The sequence below is a fragment of the Neoasaia chiangmaiensis genome (assembly GCF_002005465.1).
GTDB lineage: Bacteria > Pseudomonadota > Alphaproteobacteria > Acetobacterales > Acetobacteraceae > Neoasaia > Neoasaia chiangmaiensis.
Genome location: NZ_CP014691.1, coordinates 3232712 through 3250000, shown reverse-complemented (window position 1 = coordinate 3250000; position 17289 = coordinate 3232712). Strand labels below are relative to the sequence as shown.

General features: G+C 61.1%; 20 protein-coding genes (1 of these 20 running past the window's edge). 14 read left to right on the top strand and 6 right to left on the bottom strand.

Translation table 11 applies throughout. The features are described from left to right. The 5 genes from A0U93_RS15315 to spt all read left to right on the top strand — a co-directional run. Positions 1–227: the 3' portion of a lipopolysaccharide biosynthesis protein gene (locus tag A0U93_RS15315; protein WP_077808087.1), read on the top strand. The gene continues 1147 nt to the left of window position 1, outside the view; only the last 227 of its 1374 coding nucleotides appear in the window; the start codon falls outside the window, past its left edge; the stop codon is at positions 225–227. Beyond that, positions 227–1357, top strand: coding sequence for a hypothetical protein (locus A0U93_RS15310; protein WP_077808602.1), 1131 nt, complete (start codon positions 227–229; stop codon positions 1355–1357). Before A0U93_RS15315 ends, A0U93_RS15310 begins: the two co-directional genes overlap by 1 nt. 2 nt (positions 1358–1359) lie before the next feature. Then, positions 1360–3165 carry a fatty acyl-AMP ligase gene (locus A0U93_RS15305; protein WP_077808086.1) on the top strand — a complete coding sequence of 602 codons (1806 nt, stop codon included), beginning with the start codon at positions 1360–1362 and terminating at the stop codon, positions 3163–3165. A gap of 146 nt (positions 3166–3311) precedes the next feature. Further along, positions 3312–3569, top strand: a complete 258-nt coding sequence (locus tag A0U93_RS15300) for an acyl carrier protein (RefSeq protein WP_077808085.1) — start codon at positions 3312–3314, stop codon at positions 3567–3569. Next, positions 3566–4762 carry a serine palmitoyltransferase gene (gene spt, locus A0U93_RS15295; protein ID WP_077808084.1) on the top strand — a complete coding sequence of 399 codons (1197 nt, stop codon included), beginning with the start codon at positions 3566–3568 and terminating at the stop codon, positions 4760–4762. The genes A0U93_RS15300 and spt overlap by 4 nt, the downstream gene beginning before the upstream one ends. 74 nt (positions 4763–4836) lie before the next feature. Here the strand turns inward: spt and A0U93_RS15290 are convergent, their stop codons facing one another. Together A0U93_RS15290 and A0U93_RS15285 are read right to left on the bottom strand one after the other, a co-directional pair. Further along, positions 4837–5769, bottom strand: coding sequence for a hypothetical protein (locus tag A0U93_RS15290; protein WP_077808083.1), 933 nt, complete (start codon positions 5767–5769; stop codon positions 4837–4839). A gap of 8 nt (positions 5770–5777) precedes the next feature. Further along, positions 5778–6737, bottom strand: a complete 960-nt coding sequence (locus A0U93_RS15285) for a diacylglycerol/lipid kinase family protein (protein WP_077808082.1) — start codon at positions 6735–6737, stop codon at positions 5778–5780. A 157-nt stretch (positions 6738–6894) separates the two neighbouring features. Between A0U93_RS15285 and A0U93_RS15280 the strand changes: the two genes are divergently transcribed. Genes A0U93_RS15280 through A0U93_RS15255 form a run of 6 tightly spaced genes read left to right on the top strand, consistent with a single transcriptional unit; the run spans position 6895 to position 12670 of the window. Next, entirely contained in the window at positions 6895–7803 is a 909-nt protein-coding gene (locus tag A0U93_RS15280) for a metallophosphoesterase family protein (protein WP_077808601.1), read from the top strand. Further along, positions 7800–8969, top strand: a complete 1170-nt coding sequence (locus tag A0U93_RS15275) for an LptF/LptG family permease (protein WP_077808081.1) — start codon at positions 7800–7802, stop codon at positions 8967–8969. The genes A0U93_RS15280 and A0U93_RS15275 overlap by 4 nt, the downstream gene beginning before the upstream one ends. Beyond that, complete coding sequence (locus A0U93_RS15270) at positions 8900–10057, top strand: LptF/LptG family permease (protein ID WP_077808080.1); 1158 nt, start codon at positions 8900–8902, stop codon at positions 10055–10057. The genes A0U93_RS15275 and A0U93_RS15270 overlap by 70 nt, the downstream gene beginning before the upstream one ends. Beyond that, the gene (locus A0U93_RS15265; protein WP_077808079.1) at positions 10054–10848 is read left to right on the top strand and encodes a sterol desaturase family protein; all 795 of its coding nucleotides are present in this window, start codon (positions 10054–10056) and stop codon (positions 10846–10848) included. The genes A0U93_RS15270 and A0U93_RS15265 overlap by 4 nt, the downstream gene beginning before the upstream one ends. Next, positions 10845–11600, top strand: coding sequence for a nucleotidyltransferase family protein (locus A0U93_RS15260; protein ID WP_077808078.1), 756 nt, complete (start codon positions 10845–10847; stop codon positions 11598–11600). Before A0U93_RS15265 ends, A0U93_RS15260 begins: the two co-directional genes overlap by 4 nt. Further along, on the top strand, positions 11597–12670 hold the full coding sequence (locus A0U93_RS15255) for a glycosyltransferase family 4 protein (RefSeq protein WP_077808077.1): 1074 nt from the start codon (positions 11597–11599) through the stop codon (positions 12668–12670). Before A0U93_RS15260 ends, A0U93_RS15255 begins: the two co-directional genes overlap by 4 nt. Here the strand turns inward: A0U93_RS15255 and A0U93_RS15250 are convergent. After that, positions 12647–12943, bottom strand: coding sequence for a hypothetical protein (locus tag A0U93_RS15250; protein ID WP_077808076.1), 297 nt, complete (start codon positions 12941–12943; stop codon positions 12647–12649). The two genes, A0U93_RS15255 and A0U93_RS15250, sit on opposite strands and share 24 nt — an antisense overlap. A 23-nt stretch (positions 12944–12966) precedes the next feature. Next, positions 12967–13875: a glucosamine inositolphosphorylceramide transferase family protein gene (locus A0U93_RS15245; RefSeq protein WP_077808075.1), complete on the bottom strand. Its 909-nt coding sequence runs from the start codon at positions 13873–13875 to the stop codon at positions 12967–12969. Between the two features lie 58 nt (positions 13876–13933). Here A0U93_RS15245 and A0U93_RS15240 point away from each other — a divergent pair, with 58 nt between their 5' ends. From A0U93_RS15240 to A0U93_RS15230, 3 genes are all read left to right on the top strand, one after another. Beyond that, positions 13934–14428, top strand: a complete 495-nt coding sequence (locus A0U93_RS15240) for an MmcB family DNA repair protein (RefSeq protein WP_077808074.1) — start codon at positions 13934–13936, stop codon at positions 14426–14428. Positions 14429–14441: 13 nt separating this feature from the next. Then, positions 14442–15239, top strand: a complete 798-nt coding sequence (locus A0U93_RS15235; protein ID WP_077808073.1) for an inositol monophosphatase family protein — start codon at positions 14442–14444, stop codon at positions 15237–15239. A gap of 81 nt (positions 15240–15320) precedes the next feature. Further along, positions 15321–16205 carry a lipid-binding SYLF domain-containing protein gene (locus tag A0U93_RS15230; RefSeq protein WP_077808072.1) on the top strand — a complete coding sequence of 295 codons (885 nt, stop codon included), beginning with the start codon at positions 15321–15323 and terminating at the stop codon, positions 16203–16205. A gap of 3 nt (positions 16206–16208) precedes the next feature. Here the strand turns inward: A0U93_RS15230 and A0U93_RS16535 are convergent, their stop codons facing one another. Then, entirely contained in the window at positions 16209–16346 is a 138-nt protein-coding gene (locus tag A0U93_RS16535; protein ID WP_169852787.1) for a hypothetical protein, read from the bottom strand. Between the two features lie 18 nt (positions 16347–16364). After that, positions 16365–17267 carry a retroviral-like aspartic protease family protein gene (locus A0U93_RS15225; protein WP_211274020.1) on the bottom strand — a complete coding sequence of 301 codons (903 nt, stop codon included), beginning with the start codon at positions 17265–17267 and terminating at the stop codon, positions 16365–16367. Between the last annotated feature and the right edge of the window lie 22 nt (positions 17268–17289).

The window sequence follows — 17289 nt, the reverse complement described above, 5'->3', positions numbered from 1 at the left end:
TCGAGCCAATCCTGTTCACGACACACAAATCAGGTGCCGCCACATTCGCACGCGTCCTTGAAACCGTGTTTTTCCTGCCACTGCTATTCGTCATGATCCGCTGGTACGGACTCAACGGCGTTGGTCCAGCAACCCTATGTGCCGTCACGGTCCTCATCGCCATTCAGCTCGTAATGGTCCTGACCTCCCGGACGCAGCCGGTCTCCGGACGGGAATCGGCAGCATGATGAAGGTCGCTTTCCCTTATATCGCACAGCCACATCAGACGCTGCACTCCCTGCCTATCGCCATGGAGATGGCATCGCGACACCCCGAGGTGGACGTTCATATCGCCTGTACGACTGAGGCTCATCTCGACTACGCGCGGACATTAGGAGCCCTCTACCCTCAAACACGCGCCACGTATGACCTGCTGAAACTTCCCTCGTTTCTGCGCAATCGTATCGAACGCAACGGGCTAGACGTGATTGGCAAACTGAGTAGCCTTTTTCTCAACAGGGATTACTTTTCCCGCTTTCAGGCAATCGTCGTCCCGGAACGCACGTCACTTTATCTGAAGCGGATGGGCATTCGAAAACCACGCCTGATCTGGACCCGCCACGGCGCCGGGGATCGGGCAATCGGTTTCGCCCGCGATGTCAAAGCCTTCGATTTCGTCCTGATCTCCGGCCGCAAGGTCGAAGAACGACTTCTGTCGCAGGGCGCAATCCAACCAGGGCGATACTACCGCGGCGCCTACGCGAAATTCGATATCGTTCGCAGGATGGGACGGAAACATACACGCCTGTTCGATGACGAACGCCCAACGGTCCTCTACAACCCCCATTTCTCAGCCAAACTTTCGTCCTGGCCAGCCCTCGGAGAGCAGATCCTTTGTTATTTTGCGAACCAGGATCGCTACAACCTGATCTTCGCGCCACACTACAGGCTCTTCGACAAACATCGGGTTGAAGGCGAAGCGCTGATCGAGCGCTTCGCGAAACACAGGAATATCCTGATTGATCCGGGCAGCCCGCGCAGCATTGACATGACATACACAATGGCGGCGGATCTTTATCTGGGCGACGTCAGCAGTCAGGTCGCCGAATTTCTGGTCAAGCCTCGTCCCTGTCTGTTTCTTAATGCGCATAATGTCGATTGGCGAACCGATCGGAACTATCTGTTCTGGCATCTTGGCGAAGTTCTGACGGACCTGCGTGATTTTCGTCACGCTCTCGACCGCGCCTTCACCAAACATATCGAGTTTCTTGAGGCACAGCGCCAATATGTATTAGAGACGTTCGAGTTTCCTGATGATGGGCCGACCGCACCCGGCGCGGCGGACGCTATCGTCGACTATCTGAAGCGGGCTGCATGACAATGCATTCCCGAACGCAAGACAGCCCTACTGTTGATGGAGTGCGGCGAACTTTGAGCGACACCCAGACCTTGACCGTTGATACGGCTCCAACCCCGACGGCATCCCGTCAGAAGCGCCGGCTGGGCGATTTCTCGACGTTCAGCGACGCACTCGACTATGCAGCGCAAGGCGAGTCGGGCTTCAATATCTACAATGGGCGTGGCCAACTGCTTGAAGCCCTCCCCTACCGAGAGCTCCGCATTCAGGCCATCGACACGGCCCGGCGCCTTATAGGGCTTGGCCTCGAAAAGGGCGACCGTGTTGCCATCATCGCAGAAAGCGATGGTGACTTCGCGCGTATCTTCTTCGGCTGCCAATACGCCGGGCTCGTTCCCGCGCCATTGCCGCTCCCTATCGCGTTCGGCGGTCGGGAGAGCTACGTCGCGACTTTACGTGGCATGATCCAGGCCGCTGGTGCCCGCGCTGTGGTCGTGCCGGACATCATCGGTTCATGGACGGACGAGATCACGAGCAATCTCGATCTTGTTTTCGGTGGCTCGCCATCAGGCCTGATGGCGACGCAGCCGACAGCCATCGATCTTCCCGCCAGCCGTCCGGAAGACCTGTCATATCTTCAGTTCTCGTCCGGCAGTACGCGTTTCCCGATGGGCGTCGCCGTCACGCAGAAAGCGGGCATGGCCAATGCGCGCGCGATCGCGCGTGATGGTCTTCATGTTCGCGAAACAGGAGACCGCTGCGTTTCCTGGCTGCCGCTGTACCACGACATGGGACTTGTCGGCTTCTTCCTCACGCCCCTCACCTGCCAACTCAGCGTTGATCTGCTTCCGACACGTGAATTTGCCCGCCGGCCCCATGTCTGGCTCGATCTCATCAGTCGCAACCGCGGAACCATCGCCTACAGCCCGTCATTTGGCTACGAACTTTGCGCCCGGCGTCCGGCACCTGCCACGCTCGACCTGTCCTGCTGGCGCATCGCCGGAATCGGTGGCGACATGATTCGCCATCATATCCTTGAGGCCTTCGCGGAGCGTTTCGCCTCTGTCGGCTTCGGGTCAGAGGCATTCGTAGCCAGCTACGGCATGGCGGAAGCAACACTTGCCATCAGTTTCGCGCCGCTCAATACCGGCATCCTGACCGATACGGTGGACCTCCGACACCTCGAAACCGAAGGGTTCGCCCGGCCCTCCAACGACCCATCGCATGCGCTTCGCACCTTCGTTCTTTGCGGCAAGGTATTGCCGGAACACGATATCGAGATACGCGATCCCGCAGGCAACATCCTGGCAGATCGTCACATCGGCGCCGTCTACGTACGGGGGCCAAGCCTCATGCGTGGGTATTTCGGACGGCAGGCCGAGACGGACGACGTTCTCGATCGGCACGGCTGGCTGAATACCGGCGATCTTGGCTACATGCTGAACGGGCAAATCGTTGTCACGGGCCGCGCCAAGGACTTGATCATCATTAATGGCCGCAACATCTGGCCGCAGGACCTCGAATGGTCAGCGGAAACGGAGATCCTCAGCCTTCGCTCGCGAGACGTCGCCGTTTTCTCCGTGGAAACGGAAAACGGAGAAGACATCATTGCACTGGTGCAGTGCCGCGCTACGGAGGAAGCTGGCCGCGCGCAGTTGCGCGAGGAAGCCGCCAGCCTGTTCCGCCGTCAGCATGGTGTGGACGTATCTGTCATCCTCGTTCCGCCGCACACACTGCCCCAGACGTCGTCCGGCAAGCTGACACGCGCCCGTGCAAAGGCCATGTTACTTGCCGGTCAGTTCGAGCCGGTCACCAGTTCAGCCGCATAAGACACGTCGTTTCGTCAAACCGGCACTGCTTGCCTGACACCGCCGCATTGCACCGTCTTCCCGACCGTGCGATGCGGCATGTCGCATAAACACTTTTCTGACAACGCCGCCCTGGCGCGCGTTCCCTATTCCCGGAGATATCTTTCATGACGGACACGGTCGCATCGATCTCGTCCCTGATCGTAGAAAAACTGTTGGCCAATCCGAAAGTGCCACGTGACATCGACGGCGACAGCAAGATCGTCGAAGATCTCGCCTTCGACAGTCTGGCCGTCATGAATTTCGTTATGGAAATCGAGGATACGCTCGACGTTTCCGTGCCTCTGGACAAGCTGGCGGATATCCGGACGATCAGTGATCTGGCGGAGTGCCTGGCCGCCCTGAAGAACGGCGCTTCTACATGACCGATATCTTCGCGAAATACGCGGGGCTGAAATCATCGTTCGAGGCGCTGGGACAAGCGGCGCCCCGTAACCCTTTCGGCGTCGTGATCGAACGTCCGCTCTCGGCCACCCTCGGCCTGATCGAAGGACGGGAAACGCTTCTTTTCGGCACGAACAACTATCTCGGCCTCAGCCAGTCACAAGCTGCCGCAGAAGCGGCGATCGCGACGGTGCGCGAAGAAGGCGTCGGCACGACAGGTTCCCGCATCGCCAACGGCACGTATGCATTGCACCGCGAGCTGGAGCGCCGCCTTGCGGAAACGTTCCGGCGGCGTCACTGCATGGTCTTCTCGACGGGATATCAGGCCAATCTCGGCAGCATTTCCGCCCTTGCCGGCAAGGATGACATCCTCCTGCTCGACGCCGACAGTCATGCCAGCATCTATGACGGTAGCCGCCTGTCCCATGCACAGGTCATTCGGTTCCGCCATAATGACCCGGATGACCTCGACCGTCGCCTGGGCCGCCTGAAAGATCATCGGGGCGCCAAGCTGATTGTGGTCGAAGGCATCTATTCGATGACCGGCAACATCGCGCCGATGAGTGAATTCGCCGAAGTCAAAAAGAAGCACGGTGCATGGCTTCTGGCAGACGAAGCCCACTCGTTCGGCGTTTTAGGCGATAACGGGCGCGGCGTCGCGGAGCGTGACGGCTGCGAGGACGATATCGATTTCGTCGTCGGCACGTTCTCCAAAAGTCTCGGCACCGTCGGCGGTTATTGCGTCTCCAACCACGATGGCATGGAGCTTATCCGTCTCTGCTCCCGCCCCTACATGTTCACGGCATCACTGCCGCCTGAAATCATCGCTGCCACGCTGGCATCCCTGACGGAGATGCAAGCCAGACCGGAACTGCGCGTTCAACTACAGGCAAATGCGAAGCAGCTGAACGAAGGGCTGCGTGCGCAAGGCCTGCACGTCAGCCCGCATATCAGCCCTGTGGTGGCGGTTACCCTGCACGACGTGAACACCGCGATTGCATTCTGGAACCGGCTGCTGGAACTTGGCGTCTACGTCAATCTCTCGCTGCCCCCGGCAACGCCCGACCAGAATCCCCTGCTCCGCTGTTCCGTCATGGCAGCCCACACATCCGACGAGATCAGTCGCGCCGTGGCCATCTTCGGGCAGGTAGCGAAGGAATTCGAGGTCAACTAATCACATCGGCACGGAACGGAAAGCGACAATGACGAGCATCGTTGTCGCTGAAAGTCGTCCTGACAAGAGCGTCTCTAACGCCTGCGCCGGAACACATGCCGGGCCCGCCACAAAAGCCACGGCAGGCAAAGCAAAGGATGGCGCGCCTCGAAGTCGCTAAGCGGCAAGGACCGACCGCTATGCCGCTCGATCTTCCACGCGAGATAACGCGCCCCATCCCGAAATGTGAATGCCGCCTTGATAAGCCGCATGACGTTAAGCCACTGCCCACGCCGCGCTTTCTTTCGCCAGGCGCGCCGTGCCGTCGTGCGCTGCCGTTCCGAGAGACGTGGCGACCAGAGTCCCTCAATATCGCTGAATGAAATGCCGGCAGCATCCCACGCACAGGCAAGCATGGTTGCGAAACGCTTTTCCTGACCGGCTACAATCACGCTACCGCGCGATTTCGTTTCCACCCGTAGTTCGGCTTCGTATGTGTGCGCGAACAGGTTGGTCCACCAGAAATCGGGGGATTGCGCACCATCGGCAAGGCGAGCCGCCCATCCCGCCGCCGTAATCACGGATTGTCGTATTGCCATCAGCAATGCGTCAGCCGCCGCGTCATTCCGGACCCAAACCAACCGAACCGGCTGCGTGAATCGTGCCCATATCGTGGTATCAATACTGTCCGGACACGCGCGCGCCTGAAACTGCGCCAGCGTGATGATCGCAACCTTGGCGCGCAAGATACGACCATCAATCCGCGCTTCCGCGAACTGGACATTCGGCGGCAACCATTCGTTGGCGATCCGCGCTGCGGTCGATTGATGCCAGTCACTCAGCTTTTCAAGAATGACATAGAAGTCGAACAGGCCATCCGGATCGAACTGCCGCAATCCCGATCCATAGAACAGAACGCCCAAAGGCTGGCATGGCCCCAGAATGGCATCGACCAGACCGGTAATCCGACGATCGACCGGCGCTGTCAATTCAGCGATCAACAGGCGGTCGAACGCGTCAGGCACCATAACGCCCGTCAGTCCTGCAGGAAGGTGAAGGCAGGACCAAGCCCAAGCAATGTCTTGCGGTTCGGCCCGGAGGGGATCACCTCGCCATCCAGAACAAAGTCACCAGGCGTATCCAGCACCAGCGTTTCGGCGCAGCCGCTGCGATAATCAGGATGCTCGCGCAGCCAGTCCGGGGCGCGCCCTCGCAACAGCGCAAACGTCGCCTGAATGAGGCGCCGCGGCCGGGCGGCGATGCTCAGATAATGCACGCCGTGCAATGGATCGATCGGCTGGCGCCAAAAGGGCCAGATTCCATGGTCCAGATGCTGAAGGGCCGTCGCCAGGAAGAGAAAGTTCTGTCCGTCCATGATCGTCTCGTCGTGAGAGGACAGGATGGCCGGATCGCCATTGAGCCAGCTTTCACGACGCTTGCGCCAGGCCAGACCGCCAAAGGCGCCCAGCAAAGTGGCAGCAACGGCAAGATCATGGGGCGCATAACGCAGGACATGCGGCGAATGCGCGATGGCGATAGCCCGCGCATAGCCGGTGCTGCCATGAAACATGCCCAGCCGGTCGGGATATTCGTCGTCCGGCCAGGATACACGCAAGGGACGACGATGCGTCGCGACAAGCTTCTCCGGCGAGTCGATCAACTGGCGCAACGCACCAAGCCCACGTTCCCGAAAGCCCACGTCCCCGGCAATCAGATTGGTGTTTCCCGATGGCAGGATTGCAAGATGCGGCAGGCTTGCACCGGCGAAAACATGATGCACGGTCGTCATCACATCGCTGACGGTACCGTCGCCACCATTGATGACAATCAAATCAACGCCGCGCTCACGCAACGTTTCGACCTCTGTCACGAGTTCATCGTGGGAGCGCGGCTGTAGAAACGCCTCTCCAAGCCACGTCGATGCGGTTGCCGCGAAGGCAGCGCCATCGCGCCTGTTGCGGCGGCTACGGGGGTTATGGATAAGGGCTAAGCGCACAGGGCTTTCACTTGATTATGTTCTTTCCGACGCTGGCGGATCGAGCGAGTCTTCAGGCTCGGGCGGCGCCATAGCATGACTGGGAGCGCACCGCTAGGAACCGATCGGTCAGTTGGCCGCTTGCGATTACGCCGACGTTGTCCGATATCCCTATCATATGTCTGCCATCCAACCTTCCCCGGTCCGGCTCGCCCATCTGTCAGATGTCCATCTGCCGCCGCCGCTGCCCATCTCGCCGCGCGCCCTTTTCAACAAGCGCGCGCTAAGTCTTCTGTCCTGGCAGCAGCATCGCCGTCATCGCCATCTCGCGGGGCTGGGGGACGCTGTCGTGGCCGATGCCATTGCGCATGCGCCCGACGCATTCGCCATAACCGGCGACCTCACGAATTTCGGCCTTCCCGCCGAATTCGCTGCCGCAGCGGACTGGCTGTCGACACTGCCCGGTGCCGTCACCGTGGTGCCGGGCAATCATGACCGCATGACCCCCATGCCCTGGACGAGCGGCCTGGACCTCTGGTCGCGCTGGATGCCGGCGCGCCCGGATGCTTTCCCTTATATGAGACAGGTCGGCGACGTGGCGCTGATTGGCGTCAACAGCGCGATCGCCTCGCCGCCGTTCATGGCGTATGGGCGTGTCGGCCGCACCCAGGGGGAGCGTCTACGTGGCATGCTACTGCGGACGCGCCATCTATGCCGCATCGTCATGATCCACCATCCACCGCGACGTGGCCTGACACCGTGGCGGAAATCCCTTCTCGATACAGCGCAATTCGCAGCCCTGCTCAAGGTGACCGGCGCGGAAGCGGTGCTTCACGGCCATTCGCACAATGCGAGTCTCGCGACCGTGCCGGGCACCGACATTCCGCTGATCGGCGTCGCCTCCGCCTCGCTACAGTCCGACAAGCCCTGGCGACAGGCCGGATGGAACGAACTGTCGATCTCCCGCGCATCCGACACATGGCAGGTTGATCTCACCCGGCGGCGCGTCGACGCCGATGGCACGGCGCACAGCACCGTCCATCGCACCTGGAAGCGGCCCATCGGTATTCCCGGCATCGCGACATGAGATCGCCCCGCCTCGCCACGCTCGATCGCTACCTGCTCATGCAGTTGCTGCCACCGTTCATCATCGCATTGAGCGCGGTACTGGCCGCTCTCCTGCTCGAACGATTGTTGGTGCTATTCGACGATCTGGCCGCGGCAGGCAGTTCCCTGACCACGTTCATCGCTCTGCTGGCAGACCTGCTGCCACATTACCTCGGCCTGGCGTTGCCTGCGGCGCTGAGCGTCAGCGTCTTCCAGATCACGCGGCGCATGAGCGACAACAACGAGATCGATGCTCTCATGGCCAGCGGCGTTTCCCTGATCCGCATGGCCCGCCCGTTCATGCAGACCGGACTTGTCCTCGGCGCGCTTAGCATGATGCTGTATGGTTACCTTCAGCCTTTTGCCCGTTACGATTTTCGCGCAGGCTTCTATTTCGCGGCCCATACCGGCTGGGCCCCCCACCTTCAGGCCGGCATGTTCGCCGCGACGTCGGACGGCTCGGTCATGAGCGCAGACGGCGTCAGTCATAACGGGACTGTGCTGCATCATGTCTTTATCCGCGAGCGCGAAAGCAACGGAACGATTCGTGTCGTCACAGCGGATCGTGGCCGGCTGACCATCACGCCATCGCGGGTGGAAACCCGTCTGGACCTGTGGAACGGCACTATCCTCACCGATCCCCGGACAGCCACCCCGGGCCATGCCAATGCCGAGCCGACCCAGACCCAGTTCGAGCATACCGACAGGCTGATCATGCGGAAAAAAGGTGCGGCCAGCTTTCGGGCGCGTGGTGCGGACGAACGGGAACTGACCCTGTTCGAGCTGGTCAGGCGCCTCCAGCACGAAGACTCGCAAACGGATATTGCCCGTGAAAGCCTCAGGGCAGAACTGAACTTTCGGCTGGCACGCGCACTCGCCATACCCTTCATTCCGGCATTGGCCGTCGCTCTCGGTATCGGTGCCAAGAGGCGGCGCCCCATCATCGGCCTGATCGCCCTTGCATTGATCCTTGTGGGGTTCGATCATGCGCTGCAATTCGGTCGAGGCCTGATCGCCGCACGTGACATGTCGTCGATCACGGCCATCTGGCTGCCGGAAATCGCCTTCTGTGTATTGTGTCTGGCATCGATCCTGCGGCGATCGCGCGGTTCATGGCGGCGGCGGAAGCTGGTGCGTCCGGCATGAGCGCGGCAAGTCCTCCACGCTACGTCCTGCTGGGCCATATATCGCGCGCGCTGCTGGCGCGGATCGGCCTCTGTGCCTTCATCCTGATTTCCCTCATGGAAATTCTCGCTCTGCTTGAGCAGACGACAGCCATTCTCCAACGAAATCTGGGTGTACACGGTATCCTGACGTATGCGCTGCTGCACCTGCCGGCACTCATCCTGCAGGCGCTGCCGTTGAGCGTTCTCATCGGCGCGGTGTTCATGCTCACCCAGATGGCGCTGGGTAGCGAGATTGCCAGCTTGCGTGCGGCCGGGCTTTCGACGGTGACATTGTTCGTGCTCATGCTGCCGGGCACAGTCGGCGTTGCGATCGGCGGCATGGTCATGCATGAATTCGTCACTCCGCGCACTGAACTCGCACTGGCACGCTGGTGGAACGTCACGTCGCCCACGGCCCTTCAGGACACGCGCGGCTTCTGGTTCCATGACCACGGCTCAATCGTCCACGTGGATCACTTCAGCGCGGGCGGGACGATCCTGCACGGTGTGGATTATTATCGTCGCAACGCCAAAGGCGCGCTGGAAGCTGTCTCGAGCGCACGCCAGGCGGAGTTTCGTCAAAGCGTCTGGGAGGCGACATCTCTCCGGCAACTGGATCTGAACACCAACCGCGTCGTGATCTCACAGCATGCAACGGAGACGATCACGCATTCGGCCGTGTCGCCGGATAACATTCTGATCCTCTCCCAGCCCTACCCGGTCCTGTCGACAAGGCAGATTGAAGCGATCCTTCATCAGGGTGCACCGGCAAGTCTGCCGAAAGCGACCTACCGCATGGCCCTCTTCGAACCCTACATCCTGCCAATGAATTTGTGCGTCATGCTTCTCTTGGCGCTCCCCGTGGTCTATATCCCGCCTCGCACGGGTACGCGCAGCATGATGCCGGTTGCTGCACTGGGTGCCGGTTTTGCCTTCATCGTGATGCAAGGTCTCGTGCAGGCGCTTGGCAATGCCGGAACACTTCCGGCGTTGCTCGCGACGTTGGCGCCACCCATTCTGGCGACGCTGCTGGCGGTCGCGTGGTTGCTGAAGATGGAAGAAAGATGAACGAGAGACGATCCGGCATCTGGGACATGTGGCGCTCACGCGCCTCGCTGCGCACCGGACGTAGCTTCGATCTGGGCAAGATGGACCTGTCACAACTCTGGATGGCCTATCTCACCTATCCGACGATACTGGCCTATTTCGGACTGATCGTCGCCAGCGCTTTCCTCGCGCTTCGCCACCATCCGAGCCTCATGCAGATATTGCCACCGGTCATCGCGGTCATCGCCGTCTATCCGGTCGCCTGGTATCTGATCCATCGCTTCATCCTGCATGGCCAGTGGCTCTATCGCAGTCCGCTGACGGCCGGTCTCTGGAAGCGCATTCATTTCGATCACCATCAGGACCCTCACCTGCTGGACGTACTGTTCGGATCCCCGCTGAACACGATTCCGACAATCGTCATCATCACGATGCCGATCGGGTATCTGATCGGCGGTGGTCCGGGCGCTTTCGCGGCGTTGGCGACCGGATTCGCCACGACCTGCGTCTACGAGTTTTTCCATTGCATTCAGCATCTGGCTTACAAGCCACGCTGGGGCTGGGTTGCCCGCATGAAGCAGTTGCATGTCCTGCATCATTTCCACGACGAAGACGGCAATTACGGCATCACCAACTATCTGCCGGACCGTCTGTTCGGCAGTTATTACAAGGATGCCCGCGCGCGGGTGCGCAGCGCTCATGTCTTCAATCTGGGCTATAACATCGCCCAAGCGGCCCGTTTCCCGTGGGTGATGCGCCTGACTGGCGCGCCACCCCGAGACCGGCCAGACGGCGCCAAACCTTCGGCATGACGAACGTTCCGGTCGTGGTCCTGGCCGGCTCGCGGGATGGCGCCCGGGACCCGCTAGCTCAACTCGGCGGCGTCGCACATAAAACACTGCTTCCTGTCGCCGGCATACCGATGTTGTCACGTGTCCTGCGGGCACTTCAGGCCACGCCCGATCTGGGGCAGGTATATGTCAGCATCGAAACACCAGAAGCCATCACGCCGCTTCTCGGCAACGCCCGCACGCTTCCGACCGCGTCCGGCCCCAGCGGCAGTGTCGCTCTTGCGCTCGAACGTCTCGGCACGCCGCTGCTGGTCACGACCGCAGACCACCCGCTGCTCTCACCGGAATGGATCGAGGCATTTCGTGCCGACATCCATGAGGGATGCGACCTCGCCGTCGGGATCGCCACGCGGGAGACGATCGAACGCGATGTGCCCGGCACGCAGAGAACCTATATCCGCCTGCGCGACATCCAGTTTTCCGGTTGCAATCTTTTCTGGCTCGGCACGTCGCGGGCGGCAAATGTCGTTGCACTGTGGCAGAAGCTCGAACGCGACCGAAAGCGACCGTTGCGTATGGCCTCGATCCTCGGACCAGGCATCCTTCTCCGCGCCATAACGCGCACATTGACCCGTGCCGCCCTCTATCGCCGCATCGAGAAGCTGACAGGCGCCCAGGTACGTCTGGTGACAATCGACGATGGTCGCGCGGCTGTCGACGTCGACAAGCCGACGGATCTTGCCCTGGTCGAGCAACTGTTCGCCAAGGCATGAAGATCGCCTACGTGATCAATTCCGTCGAGGGCGGGGGTGCCGCGCTGCCCGTTCCGGCCATCACCAGTGTCATGCGCGCCGCGGGACACGATGTCACGGTCCTGGCTCTCACCCGTCGAGACGGTCGCGCGATTGGACCGATGCGGAAAGCCGGCCTGGATGTCCGCGTGCGCGAAGGTTCACGGACCGATCATATTCGTGCGCTCACATGGCTCGATCACACAATTGCGGAGCTTCGGCCCGACGTCATCTGGACATCCCTGACACGCGCGACATTGCTGGGCCAGATTGTCGGTTGGCGACGGCAACTGCCGGTCGTAAGCTGGCAACATTCCGCTCGCCTGAAGCCGGCGAACGCGCGCCTCCTGCGCCTGTTTCGCAATCGATCACGGCTATGGATCGCCGATTCGACCTGTGTTGAGCAGGAAACGCGCGCAAAACTGCGGGTGGCTTCCGATCGGCTCGTCTGCTGGCCCATTTTCCGGGCCGATGAGACGCGCTCCACCGCGAAGCCCTGGACCAGAGGGCAGACGATACGGATCGGCACGCTTGGTCGTCTTCATCCCGTCAAGGGCTTCGACACGCTGTGCGAGGCTGTCGCATGCTTGAAAATACAGGCCGATCTTCCCCCATTCATCGTCCATATCGGCGGCGAAGGCGCTGAACGGACGCGCTTGCAGGAGCGGATCACGCGCGAGAAACTGCCCATCGTCCTGGATGGTTATATCGAGAAGACGGATGAATTCCTCAGCGGGCTCCATCTCTATGTGCAGCCATCGCACTGGGAAGGATTATGCCTGGCGGCGCATGAGGCCATGTTGGCCGGATTGCCAATCGTTGCGTCCGACGCCGGAGAAATTCCCTTTACCGTGACAAAAGCATGCGGCCGGATCGTTCCGCCGAAAGACGGCACGGCACTCGCAGCCGCATTGGGCGATCTGCTTCGACAGCCGGAAAACCTCGCTACGATGGGACAGAATGCGCGACATCGCGTTCTCGACCGCTTCAGTGCCGACGCCTTCGACCGGCGCGGTCGCGAAATCCTATTACGAGTCGAAGCTGGTCAGTGATCGTACCTGTGAAAGACTTCCGGACAGCGTGAAGTCCATCAGGATGAAGATCAGCGAAGCCCCCAGGAACAGCGCATAGAGAACGCGCGCACTGGTCTGCTCCTCGAACCGAATGGCCAGCCCAAGAAAAATGACGCAGGCGATTTCAAGACCGAAGGCCACACGCTCCTCGATATGTCCACTGGCCAGACTGATGAAAAAGCACAGAGCGCCGATACAGGCGAATGCCAACGCCTTGTCATCGGCCAGCCGCAGTCTGAGCCGCGTAAGCATGCCTGAAAGGTCCGTCTGATCTCTCACGCGTTCTTGTCCTCCAGCATATCTGCGACGCGTCGCTTCATGTTCAGGAAATGTCGCGCCGGCCCGATCGCCACACGCTTGACGTCGATCAACGTGACATCACCCGCAGCTGACACAGTATGCAATCCATCGGAAAGCGGTGCTAGCCCGGCAGGCGGTTTTATCACGTAACCCGGCGTGCAGGTGACACATTCGGGGTCGATGCGCAGATGCAGAAAGCGGATTGCCGCGCCGTAGGTGCTGCGGCAATCCTGGGTGGGCAGTACGATCGTGTCACCGACAACAAGCGGCGATCCGCCCGGTCGCGCGCCGCTGCGATCCGACCAGATCGGGTTGGCCGGGTGTTGTTGCCATGGCCCCATGAGATCATCGGCATAGGCCGCACATAGAACGCTCTGCCGCACGGCTTTGGGTCCAGGTGGCGTATAAAACATCCACCATCGCCCCTGGTGAAACACGGGCGACGCGTCGATGGCGGCCGACGGGAAGTCAAACGCCGAGCAGATCTGCCATTCGTCTGGAAAGCGGCACGCCTCATAAAGCGACAGGCGCCCCGACCGTGACGCCTCCGGCAACATCCAGATCCTGCCCTTCGCCTCGAAAACCACCGGATACGATAAATGCCATGGCTCCCGCAGAACGGTGCGCCGCGCAACGACCCGGAAAGAGGCATCACATTCCAGAACGTCGATAACACCGTGTCGGTCCCGATAATCATAGGCTTCGGCAAACACGAACAGACGCCCCTCGCGCCAGAAACCGAACGGGTCCGCCAGAAAACGCATCCATCCGATGTCGGGCAGGAGCGTGACGGGCATCCCTTCCAGCGCGCCACGCGCCACGATGTCCTGCATCGGCGCATGGACGATGACGCTACGCCACAGATCCGTTCTAAGGAAAGGCAAGTCGCCGCTCTATCGACAAGGGCGCGACAACGCGCGGAAATTGGTGCACAATAGTGGCATGTCGTCTTTCCTGCCGGAAAACCAGCTCGCCATCCGGCGGGCGGCTCTGGGCTTGTGCCAAGCGCTGGCTTGGGCGCCCGTCAATGAATTCGCCCTGCCCGCGGCCGGTCGCCGCGCCGACATCATGGCGTTGCGCCCGGATCATGGCTTCGTTTGCATTGAGGTCAAGTCCGGGCCGCGTGATTTCCTGACGGATCGCAAATGGCACGAATATCGCGACTGGTGCGACAAACTCTACTTTGCCGTCGACGACGTCTTCCCGCTCGACCTGCTGCCGGATGACGTGGGCATCATCGTCGTGGCCGTTCGCCATGCGCCTTTCGGGGTCCTTCCTGAGTGTGCCATCATTCGCGAAAGTCCTGAGCAGAAACTTGCGCCGGCACGTCGTCGGGCATTATCGCATCTCTTCGGTCATACTGCCGCCATGCGCCTGACGATGCTGGAAGATCCCGCCATCACCGCCTCCCTTCGCGCCGCACGGCGCGTTGACTGAAGGAACGAACCCCATGTCTGCTTCCGCCCGTGAAATCGCCTATCGCCTTGCCGCTGCCCGCGCCGTGGTCGACGATGCCGCCGCCTTGGCCATGGCGATGCGTCCGCCGCCGGGCGGCCCGACCGGCACGACCAAGGGCATGCAGGACTACTTCACCGAAGCCGACGGCGCCGTCGAGCGTCTTATTGCGGAACGCATGCAAACGCTCTTCCCCGACGACGGCTTCATGGGAGAGGAAGGCGGCACGCATCGGCAGGGCGCGCTCACCTGGGTCGTGGACCCGATCGACGGCACGTCGAACTATGCGCGCGGTCGCGATCGCTGGTGCGTCTCCCTCGGTCTGATGGATGGCGACGTGCCGGTGGCCGGGGTCATCAACGCGCCCGCCCTGCACGAAACCTATGTCGCGCAGCGCGGTCACGGCGCCTTTCTCAACGGCAAAGCGCTGAAGGCGTCCACAGTAACCGATGCACGCACCGCAATGGTGGAGATGGGCTGGAGCCCGCGTGTGTCCGCCGAAACCTATGCGAAAAAGGTCTCATCGTTCATGGCGTTGGGCGTCATGCCGCGCTCCGGCGGTTCCGGCGCGCTGGCACTCGCCGATGTCGCGAGCGGGCGGCTGGATGGCTACCTCGAAATGGTCATTAACCTGTGGGACGTCGCCGCGGCACTTGTCCTGCTCGAAGAAGCCGGCGCCGTCGCATCGCCATTCCTGCGAGATGGTGGCCTGACCGGCGGCACGACGCTGCTGGCAACCGCGCCCGGTCTCGCGGATACCCTATCGCGCGCGGCCGATGTCGCGCTAGACTGAACCGTATCTTACATCATTCGACCATATTCCTTCGGCAGGAACGGCCTGTTCGTTCCCGCGCTTTCGACGAGGCTCGCGCTCATGCTTTCCATTCCGCACCGGCTTCGCCCTGGTCTGGCCGCTCTTGCCATCCTGCTGCCCGCTACCCTGCCGTCCCATGCATGGGCCAGCGCCACCCAGCAATCCCTTGTCGATCGCGCGACACTTGCCGTGCAGGATCTTTTTCAGGGCACCAACGCGCAGTCTCGCGCGCAACGATATCTGGCACGGGCACGCGCTGTTCTGGTCTGCCCCTCGATCTTCCATATGTCGATCGGCATCGGCGGCTCGGGCGGCGGATGCGTGCTCCTGTCCCGTGACGCACGCGGCTCCTGGTCCGATCCGGCCTTCTACACGCTCAGCTCCGGCTCCGTTGGTATTCAACTCGGGATGGAAGATTCGGAGATGATGCTTTTCGTCATGTCCGACCGCGGATTGCAGGCATTGCTCGACAGCCAGTTCAAATTCAATGCCGGTGCATCGGCGTCCTTCGCGACGGTCGGCAGCGGCATCGAAGACAGCACCGCCGGCGTTTCGAATACCGACATTCTCGCCATCCAGAAATCCAAGGGGCTGTTCGCCGGCGCGTCGCTCGGCGGCTCGAAGCTGACAGTCGATAGCGGCGCGAACCGCTCCTACTACAATCAGACCGTAGGTCCTGAAGATGTCGTGATCAGCATGCGCGTCAACAATCCCGGCGCGGATCCCCTGCGCAGCGTGCTGTCCCGCGTCGCGCTGGCGCAACCGGCCGTAACCTCTCCAGTGCCCTCATCGCCCACGACATCACCAGCGAGCGGCGATGTCTCCGGCAATGCCTATCCCGCGAATTACGACGCCCACCGCTCCTACAGCAGCCAGCAGGTCGGCCCGACATCGATCACGCCACGTGGTGGCGTGCAAAGCCAGACTTTGCCGCCACCTCGCTGACGCTCACATTCGCGATGGCGGATAACCCGGATTTCCGCCACGCAAACCACCCATACCCGCCGGAATATCGTGCCGGGCATTCCGCTGCTCAGCACAGCCCGCCAGCAATCCGATCGCAAGCACAGCGCATAACCATTTCATGAAACGTCCTTTCTCGGATCAGTGACGACCTGATCGCGCAGGATCGTCAGCGGGGATATCCGCCGCTCTCTGGATATACATGGCCGAACCGCGCGTAATCCAGATACGGTGGCCGATCAGGAAATCCGCTCCCAGAACAGTGAGATCCTGCCCATCCTCATCGAGGACGCTGAGAACTGGATGGGAAACGACCAGATCGCCAACTGCAAGCTGATCGAAACGATGACGATAGATCGTGAACGGTCTGTTCGCGATCCCGAATCCGCGACGTTGTGGATCACGCTGCAACATGTCCATGGTCACGCCCGCGCGCCGCGCCTCCGCCAACGAGATCATCGTTGACGACGCGCCAGTATCGACAAATCCATCGACCGACTTGCCGTTTACTGAAAAAGTCACGCCGACCTTCGTCGATGAAGGGTCATCATGCCGGATCGACACACGGTAAGTCTTTCCAGACCACGTCGGCGTCGGAAACCCGCACTGCCGCATGTCGAGCATCTGCATCACATGGTCGGGCATATCGACCACCACGTCGGAGGCGGTCAGGAATTCCGAGCCGAACCACCCGATGACCGGCAGACCGTCGATCGTCCGACGGGAATGGCCTGCCAGAAGAAACGTCAGGTCATATGCCGTGGCTGAACCGAGACCAAGTTTGTCGACTCGTCCGCCATTGGCGAACGTGTCGCCACCAAACCCTGAAACCGTAAGCCACCCCGGCATGTATGTCACACCGAGACGATCGGCATAATATTCGTCAATCGTGCTGTTGAATGCCCCCGTGTCGACGGTGAAAGCGACCGGATGATCATTGACCGTTGCTCGAACAATCGGACTGCCGTGGCTATTGAGAATTGGCAGATTGCCAATCGTCGCGATCTTGCACGTATTGGACGGCGGCGTCTGGCAGGCAGACATGCCGATTAGAAGAAGCAGTCCA